We start from the raw sequence: 16223 nt of genomic DNA, 5'->3' as shown, positions 1-16223 counted from the left end.
GAAATTTTCCCGTTCTTTCGCGCAAATTCGATTGAGAGGAGGATAATATCGCGGAAAGGCTCGGCAAACTCAACCGGATGCCGCCATGACTCTCGATCCGCTTTTTGATGCCCCATTCGCAATCCAGATTCACGTTGCGGCAGTCGTTCCCGCTGCCCTGCTCGGTGCCTATCTTCTTCTGAGGCCGAAGGGGACGCCGAGACATCGGTTGCTCGGCAAAATATGGTTATGCCTGATGGTGATTACGGCGCTGTCGAGCTTCTTCATTCACCAGATCAACCTCTTTTATGGTTTCAGCCCCATTCATCTGCTCTCGGTATTCGTTCTATTCGGCTGCTGGGGGGCGATCGTCAATGCGCGCAGGCACAATATCGCGGCGCATAAGCGCATCGTCAGAGGCCTTTATTTTGGCGGCATCGTCGGCGCGGGATTATTTACGTTCCTCCCGGGCCGCATCATGAACAAGGTGGCTTTCGGCGGCGACGAAATTGCGCCGCTTGTCGTCGTCGCAGTCATTGCTATGGCTCTTCTATGGGGTGTGTATAGAGAAATGCGGCCCCGGCGGCGGTTAAGCTGAGGTTCTGTCGATAGCCAACTGGCGTTGCGCCGCTTCCTGGATATATAAGTGCTTTAAGGGACTTTGGTTTCAGGCATCGCCAGGAGGTGCAATCATGGATTGGAAGGGGCGTCGGCAATCCGACAATATCGAGGACGAGCGTGGCTCATCGCCCATGAGTGGCGGCGGTGGCGGCGGCTTTCGCTTTCCCGGCGGCGGGTTGGGCGGCGGCGGTTTGAGCCTTCGCACAATCATCATTCTGGTGGTGATCTTCCTGGTGCTGAGAGCCATGGGCGTCGACGTTATGGGCTTGCTGCAGCAGAGCGGCGTCCTCGGCGGCGGCTCGGGATATCAGCAGAGCACATCTGCCGGGAGCAACGGCCAGCCCGCCAATGACGAGATGAAACAGTTTGTTGCGACTGTTCTCGCCGATACGGAGGATACCTGGACCGGCATCTTCAAGTCGATGGGCCAGACCTATACCGATCCGAAGCTGGTGCTGTTTTCGGGCAGCTTCCCTTCGGCTTGCGGACAGGCTTCGGCCGCGACCGGGCCTTTCTATTGCCCAAGCGATCAGAAGATCTATCTCGACATGGCCTTCTTCCAGCAGATGAAGGATCAGTTCGGCGCATCCGGCGATTTCGCGCAGGCCTATGTCATCGCGCATGAAGTCGGTCATCACGTTCAGGATCAGCTCGGCATCCTGCCGAAGTTCAATCAGGCCCGCCGGAACATGAGCGAAGTGGATGCCAACAAGATGTCGGTGCGCATCGAGCTGCAGGCGGATTGCTTTGCCGGCATCTGGGGCAAGTTCACCCAGCAGAAAGGCATCCTGCAGGCCGGCGATCTGGAGGAGGCTCTAAACGCTGCCCAGCAGATCGGCGACGATACGCTGCAGAAGCGCAGCCAGGGCTATGTCGTTCCTGACAGCTTCAACCACGGTACCTCGGCACAGCGCATGAAGTGGTTCAAGCAGGGCTTCGATTCCGGCAAGCTCACCGATTGCGATACCTTGAACAATCCGGTCTGATTTTTGACACCCGCTCCCGATCATGGGAGCGGGTGCAACTCTTATTCCTTACTTCTCGCTATCCAGATGTGTCAGCTGTGCTTCCGGGTAGCGGCCGCCGGCAGCGGCATCCTTGGGCACGGCCCGGTCGATCGCCGCCATATCGGCCTGCGACAGCTCGACCGAGAGTGCGCCCAAAGCTTCCGTCAGGCGATCGCGGCGACGAGCGCCGACGACGGGCACGATGTCCTTGCCCTGCGCTGCGACCCAGGCGATGGCGATCTGCGCCACGCTGACCCCTTTGGCATCGGCGATCCCGCGCAATGCTTCCACCAGCTCCAGGTTCTTTTCCACGTTACCGGCCTGGAAGCGCGGGCTGATGGTGCGGAAATCACCCTTCTGGACATTGTCTTTCTGCCAATGGCCGCTGATGAGCCCGCGCGACAGCACGCCATAGGCCGTGATGCCGATGCCAAGTTCGCGGCAGGCCGGCAGGATGCTGTTTTCGATGCCGCGCGAGATCAGCGAATACTCGATCTGCAGATCGACGATCGGATGCACGGCTGCGGCACGGCGGATGGTGTCGGCTCCGACCTCGGACAGGCCGATGTGCCTGATGTAGCCGGCCTTGATGAGGTCCGATATCGCGCCGATCTGGTCCTCGATCGGCACGTTCGGGTCGAGACGGGCAGGGCGGTAGATGTCGATATGGTCAACGCCGAGGCGTTGCAGCGAATAGGCGACGAAGTTCCTGATCGCGGCTGGCCGCGCATCATAGCCGAGCCAGGCGCCAGAGGGATCCCGCAATGCGCCGAACTTGACGCTCAGCAGGAAGTCATCGCGCTTCAGGCCCTTGATGGCTTCGCCGATCAGCATTTCGTTGTGGCCCATGCCATAGAAGTCGCCGGTGTCCAGCAGGTTGATGCCGGCATCGAGCGCGGCATGGATGGTAGCGATGCTTTCGGCGCGATCGGATGGTCCGTACATGTCGGACATGCCCATGCAGCCGAGGCCGAGAGCGGACACCTGCGGACCTGTTTTTCCCAATGGGTGTTTATGCATAGCGGTTCTCCTTCGATGGGAAGCATAGCTCAGCTTCAACTGGATCTGATGGGATTGTTTACTCCGTTGCTCTTTGTGCGATAATCCGAGTAAATCGAAACAGGTCGTTTGGAATTTTGCACAATGGATGACTTGCCCTTGGCCGATCTCGTCGCCTTCACTGCCGTTGCCCGCGAACGCAGCTTTCGCGAGGCGGCGCGCAAGCGGCGCGTATCCGCTTCATCCTTGAGCGAGGCGGTTCGGCGGCTGGAGGAGCGGCTTGGCGTGCGTCTGCTCAACCGCACGACGCGCAGCGTCACGCCAACCGAAGCTGGCGAGCGGCTGATGGAGCGCCTGACGCCGGCAATGAGCGAGATCACCCTGGCGCTCGACGACATCAACAGCTTTCGCGACAGCGTCGGCGGGACCTTGCGCCTGAATGTGCCAACCGTTGCCGCCATGGTCGTCATGCCCGACATCATCAATCGATTCCTGCTCGAATATCCGGCGGTTTCCGTCGAGATCGTTGCGGAAGACAGTTTTATCGATGTGGTGGCAGCCGGCTATGATGCCGGCATTCGCTATGACGAAAGGCTGGAAAAGGACATGATCGCCGTGCCGATCGGGCCACGGCGGCAATGCTACGTGACGGCCGCTGCGCCGGACTATCTTGCGGCGCATGGTATCCCGGAGCATCCGCGGGACATACTTGAGCATCGCTGCATCCGCCATCGCTTCCTTGGCGGCTCCATCTTGCCCTGGGAGTTCGAGCGCAATGGCGAGACATTGTTCATTGCTCCCACGATGGTCATCGCCTCGAATTCGATCGAGATCGAGCGCAGCGCGGCGGTGGCCGGCCTCGGCATCATCAGAACCTTTCGGGAGTTCCTGGCACCACAGATCGCCAGCGGCGAGCTGGTGCCGATCCTGGAGGAATGGGACACGGATTTCTCGGGTCCGTTTCTTTATTATGCCAGCCGCCGGCACATGCCGACGCCGCTTCGAGCCTTCGTGGATTTCCTCAATCGCGAGCAGCGGCGCAATCGCGGTCGATAGTCGCTTTTGGGTCGAGGATCAAAAAAAGCGGTCAATAAATCAATAAGATTGAAGCGTTCACGGATTGTTTCTGCCAAAATCTTTATGTATGGGAACATTCCTATTTTTCGTTCACGTTCTGTCTCTTTCATGGAGATGGAGCCTTAAAGGCAACTCCATGATCGATCAGAAATTCGCACGGCGTGGCCTGTTCCTCGTCTTCCTCATTCTCTTCCTCGATGTCATCGGCATTGCGATCATCATGCCGGTCATGCCGAAGTATCTGGAAGAGCTGACGGGCGCGTCGGTCAGTACCGCCGCCACCGAAGGGGGCTGGCTGTTGCTGGCCTATGCGGGGATGCAGTTCCTGTTTTCGCCGCTGATCGGCAATCTGAGCGACCGCTTCGGTCGCCGTCCGTTGCTGCTCGCTTCGGTACTGACATTCGCGATCGACAATTTCATCTGCGCGATCGCCGGCACCTACTGGATGCTGTTCGTGGGCCGCATTCTTGCCGGCATCAGCGGTGCAAGCTTCTCGACCTGTTCCGCCTATATTGCCGATATCAGCAATGATGAGAACCGCGCCAAGAATTTCGGCCTGATCGGCATGGCCTTCGGCGTCGGCTTTGTGCTTGGTCCCGTGATCGGCGGCTTTCTCGGTGAATTCGGCCCTCGCGTTCCCTTCTACGGCGCAGCCGCCTTGGCATTCCTGAATTTTGTCGGCGCCTATTTCCTGCTGCCGGAAACGCTGGATGCGAAGCATCGTCGCCCCTTCGAGATCTGGCGGGCCAATCCGTTCGGTGCACTCACGCAGATAAGACGCTACCAGGGTATCGGCTGGGTCTGCGTCGTCATGTTCCTGAACTGGCTGGCGCATGGCGTCTACCCGGCTGTGTGGTCCTTCGTCACTTCCTATCGCTATAATTGGAGTGAGGGACAGATCGGCTTTTCGCTTAGCGTGTACGGTATCGGAGCGGCCATCGTCATGGGGCTGGTTCTGCCTCGTCTGGTGCCTGTGCTTGGCGAATGGAAGACCGCTTTGCTCGGTTTGGCGTTTTCCTGTCTCGGGTTGATGGGATATGCTTTCGCCTGGCAAGGGTGGATGGTCTATGCCGTCGTCGTCCTGACCGTCATCGAAAACGTCGCAGATGCGCCGCTACGTTCCATCGCTGCCAGCAAGGTGCCGCCTTCGGCGCAGGGCGAGTTGCAGGGCGCGCTCGGTAGCTTGACGAGTATCACCGCGATCGTCGGCCCCTTGCTCTTTCCATATCTGTTTCAATACTACACCGCGCCCACGGCACCGGTTGTTTTTGCCGGCGCCCCCTTCATCATGGGTGCAATTCTGGTGGCGACTGCGCTTTTCGTTCTGCTGACAAAGGTTCGCAAGACCGAGCCGAAGGTAGCGGTGCAGTCAGAGGCGGGCGAGGCGGCCTAAAAATTCATCAGATATTTTGATGTCCTGATGAATTCTTTAGCACTATGGGCTTGCCGACTGGCTTTTTAGCCCAACTTGCGGTATGGCCGCAGCATTGCGCACCCTTGGGTAGGGCGGTTCGCGCGATTCTAGAAATCGAGTTTTCATCATGGATATGCCGCTAGCTGCGCGCCCATACGCGCATGACAACAATAATTCGTGGTCTGCACATATCCGTGCGACCCTTGCGCTCGGCATACCGTTGATCGGCGCGCAGTTGGCGCAGCTTGGCATCAATACCACCGACGTGATGATCGTCGGCCGGCTTGGTGCCGAGCAACTGGCTGCGATGGTGCTCTCTGCGCAGTTCCTGTTCACGATTCTGATTTTCGGCGCCGGCTTCTCCATCGCCGTGGTGCCGCTGGTGGCGCAAGCCTATGGCAAGGGCGATGTGGCGTCTGTGCGCCGCGCCTTGCGCATGGGTCTGTGGGTCGTGACAGCCTATTGGCTGTTGGCGCAGCCGGCCTTTCTTTATTCGGAGCAGATCCTTCTTGCGGCGGGACAAAAGCCCGAGGTGGCGCGGTTGGCCAGCGGCTATATCGCCATTGGCCACTTCGCCGTGCTGCCCGGGTTGCTCTACAACGTTATCCGTGCGTTGGTCAGCGCCATCGGTCATGCCGCCATCATCCTCAAAGTCACGATTGCCATGCTCGTGATGAATGCCGTGCTTGCCTATATTCTGGTGCTCGGTCATTTCGGCCTGCCGGCTATGGGGCTGCATGGGGCGGCCATCGTCTCTGTTGCCGTGCAGACGGCCGGATTGATTTTCATCATCTTCTATGTGCAGAGCCATGAGGAAACGCGCCGCTACGAGATTTTCGTCCATCTCTGGCGCCCGGATTGGCACGCTCTGTGGGACGTCATTCGGTTGGGCTTTCCGATCAGCATCACGGTTCTCGCGGAGGTTAGCCTGTTCACGGCGGCATCGTTGTTGATGGGACAGATCGGCACGATCGAGTTGGCAGCCCATGGCATCGCACTTCAATGGGCGTCGATGGCCTTCATGATCCCGCTCGGCCTCAGCCAGGCGGCAACGGTACGGGTGGGCGTTGCGCACGGGCAGGGCGATCTTTTCGGTCTCAAGCGCGCGGCGATCGTGGTGCTTGTCGTTTCGAGCGTGATCTCGGTCTTTGGCAGCATCCTTTTCGCCACCGTGCCGACATGGCTGGGAAGCTGGTATGTCGATGTCACCTCAGCGGATGCGCCGAAGGTGCTTGCCTATGCGGCGCCGTTGATCATGGTGGCTGGCCTCTTCCAGCTGGTCGATGGTCTGCAGGCGATCGCCAGCGGCCTGCTGCGCGGTCTGAAGGACGCGCGCGTGCCGATGATCATGGCACTGATCGCCTATTGGCCGATCGGCTTTTTCCTTGCGTGGCTGTTTGCCTTTCCGTTCGGCTTCGGCGGCATCGGCATATGGTTCGGGTTCCTGCTCGGCCTTGCCTCGGCAGCTGTGATGCTGTGCACACGCTTCTATATTCTGTTGCGTTCGCAAACAGAATCCGCGTGAAATCGGCGATGTTGAGCGTCACGCGAAGAGACTACTGACAAATATTGTCAGCATGGTCGTGTATGTATGGTGTCATACCAATCACGGGAGATGACCATGATATTCGAAGCAAGCGATCGTAACGATACCGCGCTTTTCTCGCGGGAAGACTCCATCAACCAGGGCACCATGGTGCGCCTGTTTCCGCGCGCCAATACATCGTCCCGGCAGCCTCAGCCGGCGCAGAGGTCCTATTGGCTGGCGGTGGCTAGTGCGGAGCACGTGCGCCTCGGGCGCGAGTATGGTTTCATGCAGGTGAACCACGGCAAGGAAGCACCATTGAAGCGCATCAAGCCGGGCGACGGCATCGTCTATTACTCTCCATCTGTGAAGATGGGCGAGAGAGACAGCTTTCAGAGCTTTACCGCCATCGGCTTTGTCCGCGAAGGTCAGCCCTACCGAGCGGAGATGGGTTGCGGAAAAGCTTATCGCCGCGATGTCGATTGGCTGGATGCCCCTGAACAGCCGCTTCGCCCCTTGCTGGGCTGGCTTGATTTCACCCAGGACAAGAACTGGGGTTACAGGCTGAGATTCGGTCTCGTTGCCTTCGGGCAGTCGGACTTCGAATTCTTGGAGGAAATCATGATGAGCGAGCTTGAAGTGGTAAAGCAACGGCGCCTGCAGGCCTGACCGGATAACGGGACAGCTAAGGTTTCCTATGCTGGCCTAAACAAAAGAAAGCCCCGGATTGGCTGCCAATCCGGGGCTTTTGAATATTGCTGGGTTGGAAAGATTTAGGCGCGTTCCGCCAAAGCCGGTTCGCCCTTCTTTTCGCGCACCAGATTGATGAAGCGACGGAAGAGGTAGTGGCTGTCTTGCGGGCCGGGAGACGCTTCCGGGTGATGCTGCACCGAGAAGACCGGCTTGCCGGAAACGCGCAGGCCGCAATTGCTGCCATCAAAGAGCGAAACGTGAGTCTCCTCGACGCCTTGCGGCAGCGAATTCGAGTCCACTGCAAAGCCATGGTTCATCGAGACGATCTCGACCTTGCCTGTCGTGTGATCCTTGACCGGATGGTTGGCGCCGTGATGGCCCTGGTGCATCTTCGCCGTCTTGGCGCCGAGTGCGAGGCCGAGCATCTGGTGGCCGAGGCAGATGCCGAAGAGCGGAATGTCCGATTTCAGCAGGTCCTTGATGACCGGCACGGCATATTCGCCGGTCGCGGCCGGGTCGCCAGGACCGTTTGACAGGAAGATGCCGTCGGGCTTGAGGCCGAGGACTTCGTCGGTCGAAGCCGTCGCCGGCAAGACGGTGACCTTGCAATCGAGACCGGCAAAGAGACGCAGGATGTTACGCTTGACGCCGTAGTCGAGGCAGACAACGTGGTATTTGGCTTCGGCGGCGCCGAGTTCGCCATAGCCTTCGTTCCAGATCCACGGTGTCTGCGACCATTGCGAGGACTGGCCGGAGGAGGCGACCTTGGCGAGGTCAAGGCCTTCGAGGCCACTCCAGGCCTTGGCATCCGCCTTCAACTGCTCGATGTCGAAGACGCCGTTCGGATCATGGGCGATCACGCCGTTCGGCATGCCGTTTTCACGGATCCAGGCCGTGAGCGCGCGGGTGTCGATGCCGCTGAGGCCGATGATACCGCGGGCCTTGAGCCACTGGTCGAGATGCTTGGCGGCGCGATAGTTCGACGGATCGGTGATGTCGGCCTTGAAGATGACGCCGACCGCGCCGTGCCGGGCGGCAGGCGTCAGGTCTTCGATATCTTCCTCATTGGTGCCGACATTGCCGATGTGAGGGAAGGTGAAGGTGACGATCTGGCCGAGATAGGAGGGATCGGTCAGGATTTCCTCGTAGCCGGTCAGCGCCGTGTTGAAGCAGACTTCGGCCTGGACCTTGCCGGTCGCGCCGATGCCCTTGCCTTCGATCACGGTGCCGTCGGCGAGAACGAGAAGAGCGGTCGGCTTTTCAATGGTCCATGGGGCTGTGGCGGTCATAGTCATCCCGTTTCCGGCGTCGTGCGCGACCTTGAAGAGGCCGTCGGCTTCCGCCATGTTTGTAGCAAGGTACGGCCGACGACACGTGTCGCGGCTTGAGATCTTCATATGGATCTAATGTGCAGGTGTTGGACATAGCTAAACAAGGCCAGCCGGTCAATGCGCGCTTTTCGTTTCCTGCCAGGGAATTCATCCCATTTCGGCCGGTTTGACGCATTTGCATTGGTTGCTGCTGATGGTCTATGAGACAGGCAGCATGAAATAAGAGACCGGGCGATCGTCGTCCGCCTGCTTCAAGGAGTATAGACATGATCCGCGAGACCCTTTCCAACGCCCAGAAGGATGCGATGAAGGCAAGGGATACGGCAAGGCTTTCCACCGTGCGTCTTATCCTTGCCGCCATCAAGGACAAGGACATTGCCAATCGCGGCCTGGCCAAGGAACCGGCCAGCGACGACGAGATTCTGCAGCTGCTCGCCAAGATGATCAAGCAGCGGGAAGAGTCCGAGAAGATCTATGTCGACGGCGGACGTCCGGAGCTGGCCGCGAAGGAACGTGAGGAAATCACGGTCATTCAGGGCTTCATGCCCGCGCAGTTGTCGGAAGACAAGGTCCGCGAGATCTGCGTCGCGATCGTCGCTGAGCTTGGTGCGCAGGGCTTGAAGGATATGGGCAAATGCGTGGCCGCCCTGCGCGAGCGTTACGCCGGCCAGATGGATTTCGCCAAGGCTTCGGCGATCCTCAAGGAATTGCTGAAATAAAGAGCTGTTTCGTCTTCGGCATGCGGATTTGCTGCGTGCCGAAGGCGCTTTTCCAGACCCCCTCTATGATGGCGAATTTTTCGGCTTGAAAGTTCCGGTATTCCTGGATGAAGCCGCAGGAGAGCCAGAGCTGGCTTCTCCCCGAGGAGCCCGTCCACCCGATACTCTGCATTTTCACGGCCCTGTTCATCAGCCGCTTCGCATGGGTTCTGGAAATATGAAAGCGGCGACAAATGTCTGTGAAGGCAATTCGCCCGACAATTGCCCTGTGCGTTACCGAATCGACCAGCCCGACACGCGAGATCAGATAGTCCATAATCACGCCACCGGAATTGACCCATGTGAACAGATCGAACGTATCTCCTGGGCGGCGAACATCAACGCTGTCGATGATGCCGACCGAGATTGCAGGCTGCAAGGCAGCTATCAGCTCGGGGCGCTTGGCAAATAGGACGCTGCGCCTGCCGCCATCCAGCCGGTCCAGCACTGCGAGATGAATGGCAAGCCATTTCCCCAGCTGCCTGATGGCCTCTTCCGTCGGTTCCATTGGTCGCGCACGGCGGTCTGGCGCGTTCGGCAGGTAACGCAGAAAGCCCTCGGCCAGCATGTCCTGCATGAAGCTGAGGGCGGTGTTGTGGCTGGCGATCTCGTGCTCGACCACATAGGTGGCAAAACGATTCGCATGGAGGCCGGGCGGCTCTCCGTCGACGCCGCCATAGTATAAGGCAAAACCCGCAAGCGCCATCAGCCAGCGTTGCTGCGAAGCAAAGACAGAGCAGATTTTCTGATTTTCATTATAAGTTGATATAATCTCTCGTGTATAATCTAGAATTTCGGCAAAAAAATTGGGATCTTGGGCAAGTTCCTTCGCGGATAAAGACATGTAGCCGTCTCCGATGAACTGGACAAACTTCCGGATTCTCTGAAGAAGATGATGTTCATCAGGATGGCATATCTTGTGGGCTTAGGAAATATACATTGCATCACGTACGTCAAAATACATGCGCACGCGGTATAGCGATGCCTTGTGGGCGACGCTCATCGTTTTCGGGCCGTAAAATTAGAGAAGGCAGGAGCTGGGGGAGCTCCTGCCTTCTTGCACTTTGCAGCCGTTTGATGACGCAGGGTGGGGCCCAAAAATCAAACGTCTATTGCAAAGGCACTCAGGTGGGGCGGCGCCGGGGGTAGGGATGGTGCCCCACCTGAGTATCTGGTGAACCTATCGAATGATCCTGACTTGCTGGGGCAAAGCCAATGCTTGCGACGGCAGTCCGTACATTTGAACTTTAACGCCTGCCGTGAGGGCAGGGATTTTCATATCAACCGGCAGCTGGTATTCCGCGCCGGCATAAAGCACGTTCTTTTCGGTACTGCCGTTAGCTGTCGTGGCCGAGCTGTAATTAGCTGTGGCAAAAATCGCCGCGGCGGCTAAGGGTACGATCAGAACACGCATTTCATCTCCTAAACTGAAAGCCCTGTTCCTTATGGCTTCCGGTTCGTCGGGGCGTCTCGGCATGTCGCGTCGCGAAGTCGTTTCTTCGCCGGCTTGTCTCGCCCCGTGAGAAGAACGCTATTGCGGTGCACATCAACAATCAAATTACAAAAAAATAATGTTTGGCTTACGAACCATGCCGCAAATGCGCCACCAAGCAGTTTGGGCGCAAGTCATAGGCGTTGCAGCCAGTGATTGTCATTCTCGCATCCGTTTTTCCTTTCCACCCACCTCAAGATGTGCAAGCCCTTGCTTTTCCGTCTCTTTTTGCATGAAAGCAGTTGAGTGCTCGCCGCTGAATCCGTCAGCCCTTCCGCTCGATTCCAGTGCAAATGCGGGTTTGGATCAGGCTGAAATCGACCTGTCTTGCCGGTCTGCTCGGCTCGATTTCCGTCATGGCTTCACGAAGTTGTGATCGGCGGGGTGGAAATGCAATCGTCCGTATTGGGCTGTGAATACCGTGTGTGTCCGTCGGGTCGTCGTGGCAATGCGCGCCATTCCTGTTTATATGGGGCAAGCCAGAGGTAGCCATGCGATTTTCCAATACGTTTCTCGACGAGATTCGCGACCGCGTTCTGATTTCAGACGTGATCGGTCGTCGCGTGAGCTGGGATCGGCGCAAGACCAATGTGCCGCGTGGCGATTTCTGGGCCTGCTGCCCTTTCCATGGCGAGAAGTCGCCAAGTTTCCACTGCGAAGACCGCAAGGGCCGCTATCACTGCTTCGGCTGCGGCGTGACAGGTGATCATTTCCGTTTTCTGACCGAGCTCGAGGGCTTAAGCTTTCCCGAGGCGGTGCAGCAGATCGCCGACATGGCCGGCGTTCCCATGCCGGTTGCCGATCCCATGGAGGCGAAGCGCGAGAAGGAGCGCACATCGCTGCTAGATGTCATGGAGATGGCGACTCAATTCTTCCAGGACCAGCTGCAGACCGCCAATGGCGCCCGCGCCCGCGCCTATTTGCGCGACCGAGGCTTGAGTGGACGCACCATCGAGACCTTCCGTCTTGGCTACTCCCCGGATAGCCGTAATGCGCTGAAGGAGTTTTTGGCCGGCAAGGGCGTATTGAAGGAGCAGATGGAAGCCTGCGGCCTCGTCGTGCACGAGAACGTACCCGTCTCCTACGATCGCTTTCGCGACCGCATCATGTTTCCGATCCTGTCGTCACGCGAGAAGGTGATTGCCTTCGGTGGCCGCGCCATGTCGCCGGATGCGCCGGCGAAATATCTCAATTCCAATGAGACCGAGCTCTTCCACAAGGGCAACGTACTCTACAATTTCACCCGCGCGCGCCGCGCCTCCCAGGGCGCCGATGGTGCCGGCACCATTATTGCTGTCGAAGGCTATATGGACGTCATTGCCCTGCATCAGGCAGGCGTCGAGAATGCCGTCGCGCCGCTCGGCACGGCGCTGACCGAGAATCAGCTCGATCTTCTCTGGAAGATGACGCCGGAGCCGGTGCTCTGCTTCGATGGTGATGGCGCCGGTATTCGCGCTGCCAACCGTGGCGCCGACCTGGCGCTGCCGCATATCAAGCCGGGCCGAACCGTCCGTTTCGCGCTGTTACCCGATGGCAAGGATCCGGACGATCTCGTCCGCCATGACGGTCGCGCGCCTTTCGACAAGGTTCTCGCGCAGGCAAAGCCGTTGGCTGACATGATCTGGGCAAGGGAAGCGGGCAGCGGCACCTTCGAAACGCCGGAAGCACGGGCGGAACTCGAGGCCCGGTTGCGGCGCATCGTGTCGGTCATCGTCGATGAGGATGTTCGCCGCCACTATCAGCAGAGCATGCGCGAGCGGCTGAACGGGCTGTTTCAGCCGCAGTTCCAGCGTGGCGGCAATCAGCAGGGGCGTGGTTTTTCCCGCGACGGCAACGGCCGCTCCTTCGGCGGGCGTGGAGGACAGCAGGGCCGTGATCGGGCTGCTGTCAGCACGACGGCATCTGACCGGCTGACGCGGTCGGCGATGATCAAGGGACATCAGGACATTCCGAGCCTTCGGGAAAGCGTTCTGGCGCTGACCATCGTCAATCATCCGCTGCTGCTGCAGGATGAATATGACGAGATCGCTGCGATCGACTACGAAAGCCGGGAATTGCAGCGCCTCTGGTCTGCGGTTCTCGGGATTGCCGCAACCACGACCGGATCACAGCTTGTCCGCGACCGATTGGTCGAGCAATTGGAAGAGCAGGATTTCGGCGCATTGCTGAAGAATCTCGACCAGCAGGTTCGCAATGCCCGGCTTTGGACGGCAACCGAGGAAGCCGCGATGGAGGATGCCCGCGAGGGCTATCGCCAGGCGCTTGCGCTTCACAAGCGTTCCAAGGCACTGCGCTGGCACAAGATCGAGTTGGAAGGCGCGATCGCCGAGGCGACGGAAGATGGCGATGGCGAAGCGATCGAGCAGCTGATGCGCGCCTTGCAGGAAGTACAGCTTGAAGCGGTGCGGCTGGAAAACCAGGAGGCGATCATCGATGGCTTTGGCGTGTTGTCCGGCCGTATCAAGGGCGTAGCAGGGAAATAGGGAATAAATGCCACAGCCGGATAGACTGGAACCGCGATTTTCCGCCGATGACGCCCTATTCGGTAACAGAGGTGGTGCATCCGCGCCGCTCGACGTGCTGAAGCGTGTCTATGGCTATTCGGCATTTCGCGGCAAGCAACAGCAGGTGGTTGAGCATGTCGTCTCGGGCGGCGATGCCGTCGTGCTGTTTCCGACCGGCGCCGGCAAGTCGCTGTGTTTCCAGATTCCGGCGTTGTGCCGAGACGGCGTCGGCATTGTCGTTTCACCGCTGATCGCCTTGATGCGCGATCAGGTGGAGGCGATGAAGCAGCTCGGCATCCGGGCGGCCGCCTTGAACTCGTCCCTGTCGCGCGAAGAGGCCAGCGATGTCTATCGCGCGGTTTCCAGCGGCACGTTGGATATGCTCTATGTCACGCCCGAGCGTATCCTGACGGATGGCTTCCAGCAGATGATCTCCAAGGCGAAAATCGCACTCTTTGCGATCGACGAGGCGCATTGTGTTTCTCAATGGGGGCATGACTTCAGACCGGAATATCGGGACCTCGGCAAGCTTGCCGAACTTTTTCCCGGCGTGCCGCGCATCGCGCTGACGGCGACGGCAGACCCTCATACCCGTGACGATATCATCGAGCGGCTTGCCCTTGATGACGCCGAAGTTTTCACCACCAGTTTTGACCGCCCGAATATCACCTATGAGATTGTCGAGCGCGATCAGCCGCGCCAGCAATTGTTGCGCTTTCTCGACGGTCACCGCGGCGATAGCGGCATCGTCTATTGCCTGTCGCGGGCCAAGGTCGAGGACACGGCGGAATGGCTGAACGGGCAGGGCATCCGCGCGCTCGCCTATCATGCCGGCATGGATCGGTCTCTGCGCGATGCCAACCAGGATGCATTCCTCAAGGAAGAAGACCTGTGTCTTGTGGCAACCGTCGCCTTCGGCATGGGCATCGACAAGCCGAACGTGCGCTATGTCGCGCATCTCGATCTGCCGGGTTCGGTCGAGGCCTATTATCAGGAGACCGGTCGTGCCGGGCGTGATGGCTTGCCCTCGGAGGTATGGATGGCCTACGGCATGGCCGATGTCATCCAACGGCGGCGCATGATCGACGAGGGCAATGCGGCCGATGAGATAAAGCGGGTGGAGCGGGGCAAGCTCAATGCGCTGCTCGCCATCTGCGAAACGGCCGGTTGCCGCCGACAGGCCATCCTGGCCCATTTCGGCGAGGCGCATGGCGGCGGTTGCGGCAATTGCGATACCTGCCTGAAACCCGTCGAGACCTGGGACGGCACGGAAGCGGCGATCAAGGCGCTGGCGGCGGTCTATCGCACCGGCGAGCGCTTCGGCACCGGCCATGTCATCGATGTGCTGTTGGGCACGGTCAACGAGAAGACGGAGCGTTTCGGCCATGTCGACATGCCCGTTTTCGGTGCCGGAAAGGATATACCGTCCCGCACCTGGCAATCTATCTTCCGGCAATTGCTGGCAAGCGGCCTCATCAGCGTCGACCACACGGCCTTCGGTGCCATGAAGCTGGAGGAGGAAGCGAGGGCCGTCTTCAAGCGCGAGCGGCAGGTCTTCTTCCGCAAGGATCGGCCCGAGACAGGGCGCCGTGGCAAAAAGGCGGGGCGCTCGGAAAAGCCGGCGCATGGCCTTGCCGGCGAGGCACAAGCGCTGTTCGATGCGCTGCGCGCCGAGCGGACAAGGATCGCCAAGGAATTGGGTGTGCCGCCCTATGTCGTTTTCCCGGATACGACCCTGATCGCGTTCGCGACCGAACGCCCGAAGAATTCCAAGGCACTCCTCGGCATTTCCGGTGTTGGCCAATCGAAGCTGGAGCGCTATGGCGATGCGTTCCTTGGTGTGATTTCGGATTTCGGTCGTCGTTGATATCCGTCGGCCGCGTGTAGAGACGCGGCTACATGCGTACCGTCATGCCGCCGTCGACGGTCAGAACATGGCCGTTGACGAAAGACGCGGCGTCGCTGGCAAGGAAGAGCGCAGCACCGGCGATTTCGTCGGGTCGTCCCCAGCGCTGGACCGGGATGCGTTGCCGCACGAAGGGGATCAGCTCCTCGTTCGCCGCCATCGCCGCATTCGTTTCCGTTGCAAACCAGCCGGGGGCGATGGCATTGCTGGTGATGCCGTGCGGGCCGAACTCGACCGCCATTCCGCGCATCAGCCCCGTCAGTCCCTGTTTGGCTGCGGGATAGACGCAGTCGCCGGGCATGACGACCTGACCGCTGATCGAGGTGACGGAGATCAGGCGTCCGTGATTGTGCCGCTTCATCAAGCGGGCCGCATCGCGTGAGAGCATGATCGACGCGGCAAGATCCGTGTTGAGCAAGGCAAGGATCGCTTCGTCGTCGAAATCCGCCAGCTGGCGTCTGTCGCGGGCGCCGACATTGTTGATCAATATGTCGAGCCGGCCGTGATTGCTCTCGATCTCGGCCATCACAGCGCGTTGGGCCTCACGATCGGCGATGTCGAAGGCGGCAGCCTCGGCGGAACCGCCGCTCGCCTGGACGGTTTCGACCGCCGCATTCAAGGTCGCTTCGGTCCGCCCGTTGATGATGACGTGAGCGCCAGCATCGGCAAGTGCCTGTGCCATCTCAAATCCAAGGCCACGACCTCCGCCGGTAACCAGCGCGACACGCCCTTTAAGGGAGAATCTGTGAAATATGCTCATGGCTATCCCTTTATTATGCAGTGAAGACAAGCTGCCGCAAGATAATGGACTCAGTCAAGTAATTTCCGCAATGGCAGCTAAAGGGAACCGGACAGGAACTTGCGTGGATCGATGCTGGTTTGACAGATAATATCGAACCTGCCTCCTATCGCGCCGA

Annotated in this window: 14 protein-coding genes; 9 read left to right on the top strand and 5 right to left on the bottom strand. The window is 59.3% G+C overall.

The features are described 5' to 3' along the window. Positions 1-85 precede the first annotated feature (85 nt). Together A6U86_RS06990 and A6U86_RS06985 are read left to right on the top strand one after the other, a co-directional pair. A complete protein-coding gene (locus tag A6U86_RS06990) occupies positions 86-577 on the top strand; it encodes a DUF2306 domain-containing protein (RefSeq protein ID WP_068388182.1) in 492 nt (163 codons plus the stop codon). 94 nt (positions 578-671) lie between these two features. Continuing rightward, positions 672-1586, top strand: coding sequence for a neutral zinc metallopeptidase (locus A6U86_RS06985; RefSeq protein WP_068388179.1), 915 nt, complete (start codon positions 672-674; stop codon positions 1584-1586). Between the two features lie 48 nt (positions 1587-1634). Here the strand turns inward: A6U86_RS06985 and A6U86_RS06980 are convergent, their stop codons facing one another. Then, positions 1635-2627, bottom strand: a complete 993-nt coding sequence (locus tag A6U86_RS06980; protein ID WP_068388175.1) for an aldo/keto reductase — start codon at positions 2625-2627, stop codon at positions 1635-1637. 123 nt (positions 2628-2750) lie between these two features. Here A6U86_RS06980 and A6U86_RS06975 point away from each other — a divergent pair, with 123 nt between their 5' ends. The 4 genes from A6U86_RS06975 to A6U86_RS06960 all read left to right on the top strand — a co-directional run bounded on the left by A6U86_RS06975 (position 2751) and on the right by A6U86_RS06960 (position 7291). Beyond that, positions 2751-3662: a LysR family transcriptional regulator gene (locus tag A6U86_RS06975; protein WP_068388172.1), complete on the top strand. Its 912-nt coding sequence runs from the start codon at positions 2751-2753 to the stop codon at positions 3660-3662. 157 nt (positions 3663-3819) lie between these two features. After that, positions 3820-5076, top strand: coding sequence for a TCR/Tet family MFS transporter (locus tag A6U86_RS06970; RefSeq protein ID WP_068388167.1), 1257 nt, complete (start codon positions 3820-3822; stop codon positions 5074-5076). A gap of 148 nt (positions 5077-5224) precedes the next feature. Then, positions 5225-6622, top strand: coding sequence for an MATE family efflux transporter (locus tag A6U86_RS06965; protein WP_068388164.1), 1398 nt, complete (start codon positions 5225-5227; stop codon positions 6620-6622). A gap of 96 nt (positions 6623-6718) precedes the next feature. Further along, positions 6719-7291 (top strand): EVE domain-containing protein, encoded by a 573-nt coding sequence (locus A6U86_RS06960; protein WP_068388625.1) that lies wholly within the window; start codon positions 6719-6721, stop codon positions 7289-7291. 104 nt (positions 7292-7395) lie between these two features. Here the strand turns inward: A6U86_RS06960 and carA are convergent, their stop codons facing one another. Continuing rightward, the gene (gene carA / locus A6U86_RS06955; protein ID WP_068388622.1) at positions 7396-8604 is read right to left on the bottom strand and encodes a glutamine-hydrolyzing carbamoyl-phosphate synthase small subunit; all 1209 of its coding nucleotides are present in this window, start codon (positions 8602-8604) and stop codon (positions 7396-7398) included. Positions 8605-8912: 308 nt separating this feature from the next. Between carA and A6U86_RS06950 the strand changes: the two genes are divergently transcribed. After that, complete coding sequence (locus tag A6U86_RS06950) at positions 8913-9365, top strand: GatB/YqeY domain-containing protein (protein ID WP_068388162.1); 453 nt, start codon at positions 8913-8915, stop codon at positions 9363-9365. On the opposite strand, the gene A6U86_RS06945 is transcribed toward A6U86_RS06950, so the two are convergent. Together A6U86_RS06945 and A6U86_RS06940 are read right to left on the bottom strand one after the other, a co-directional pair. Continuing rightward, positions 9346-10248 (bottom strand): hypothetical protein, encoded by a 903-nt coding sequence (locus A6U86_RS06945; protein ID WP_068388158.1) that lies wholly within the window; start codon positions 10246-10248, stop codon positions 9346-9348. The two genes, A6U86_RS06950 and A6U86_RS06945, sit on opposite strands and share 20 nt — an antisense overlap. A 336-nt stretch (positions 10249-10584) precedes the next feature. After that, positions 10585-10818: a hypothetical protein gene (locus A6U86_RS06940; protein ID WP_068388155.1), complete on the bottom strand. Its 234-nt coding sequence runs from the start codon at positions 10816-10818 to the stop codon at positions 10585-10587. A gap of 569 nt (positions 10819-11387) precedes the next feature. On the opposite strand from A6U86_RS06940, the gene dnaG reads away from it, so the two are divergent. Further along, complete coding sequence (dnaG, locus tag A6U86_RS06935; RefSeq protein WP_068388153.1) at positions 11388-13379, top strand: DNA primase; 1992 nt, start codon at positions 11388-11390, stop codon at positions 13377-13379. A 7-nt stretch (positions 13380-13386) separates the two neighbouring features. Further along, on the top strand, positions 13387-15267 hold the full coding sequence (gene recQ / locus A6U86_RS06930) for a DNA helicase RecQ (protein ID WP_068388150.1): 1881 nt from the start codon (positions 13387-13389) through the stop codon (positions 15265-15267). Positions 15268-15295: 28 nt separating this feature from the next. On the opposite strand, the gene A6U86_RS06925 is transcribed toward recQ, so the two are convergent. Beyond that, positions 15296-16066, bottom strand: a complete 771-nt coding sequence (locus A6U86_RS06925) for an SDR family oxidoreductase (RefSeq protein ID WP_068388147.1) — start codon at positions 16064-16066, stop codon at positions 15296-15298. Positions 16067-16223 lie beyond the last annotated feature (157 nt).

Source organism: Rhizobium sp. AC27/96, assembly GCF_001692325.1.
In the GTDB taxonomy this organism is placed as follows: domain Bacteria; phylum Pseudomonadota; class Alphaproteobacteria; order Rhizobiales; family Rhizobiaceae; genus Rhizobium.
The sequence above is the reverse complement of the archived record's forward strand: the minus strand, read 5'-3'. Positions and strand labels throughout refer to the sequence as shown.

Excerpts from the sequence above, each read along its gene's own strand:
- A6U86_RS06980 (WP_068388175.1), bottom strand. The coding sequence starts at position 2,627 with ATGCATAAACACCCATTGGGAAAAACAGGTCCGCAGGTGTCCGCTCTC.
- A6U86_RS06965 (WP_068388164.1), top strand. The coding sequence starts at position 5,225 with ATGGATATGCCGCTAGCTGCGCGCCCATACGCGCATGACAACAATAAT.
- recQ (WP_068388150.1), top strand. The coding sequence starts at position 13,387 with ATGCCACAGCCGGATAGACTGGAACCGCGATTTTCCGCCGATGACGCC.
- A6U86_RS06990 (WP_068388182.1), top strand. The coding sequence starts at position 86 with ATGACTCTCGATCCGCTTTTTGATGCCCCATTCGCAATCCAGATTCAC.
- A6U86_RS06960 (WP_068388625.1), top strand. The coding sequence starts at position 6,719 with ATGATATTCGAAGCAAGCGATCGTAACGATACCGCGCTTTTCTCGCGG.
- A6U86_RS06950 (WP_068388162.1), top strand. The coding sequence starts at position 8,913 with ATGATCCGCGAGACCCTTTCCAACGCCCAGAAGGATGCGATGAAGGCA.
- A6U86_RS06985 (WP_068388179.1), top strand. The coding sequence starts at position 672 with ATGGATTGGAAGGGGCGTCGGCAATCCGACAATATCGAGGACGAGCGT.
- A6U86_RS06970 (WP_068388167.1), top strand. The coding sequence starts at position 3,820 with ATGATCGATCAGAAATTCGCACGGCGTGGCCTGTTCCTCGTCTTCCTC.
- A6U86_RS06975 (WP_068388172.1), top strand. The coding sequence starts at position 2,751 with ATGGATGACTTGCCCTTGGCCGATCTCGTCGCCTTCACTGCCGTTGCC.
- dnaG (WP_068388153.1), top strand. The coding sequence starts at position 11,388 with ATGCGATTTTCCAATACGTTTCTCGACGAGATTCGCGACCGCGTTCTG.
- A6U86_RS06945 (WP_068388158.1), bottom strand. The coding sequence starts at position 10,248 with ATGTCTTTATCCGCGAAGGAACTTGCCCAAGATCCCAATTTTTTTGCC.
- A6U86_RS06940 (WP_068388155.1), bottom strand. The coding sequence starts at position 10,818 with ATGCGTGTTCTGATCGTACCCTTAGCCGCCGCGGCGATTTTTGCCACA.
- A6U86_RS06925 (WP_068388147.1), bottom strand. The coding sequence starts at position 16,066 with ATGAGCATATTTCACAGATTCTCCCTTAAAGGGCGTGTCGCGCTGGTT.
- carA (WP_068388622.1), bottom strand. The coding sequence starts at position 8,604 with ATGACCGCCACAGCCCCATGGACCATTGAAAAGCCGACCGCTCTTCTC.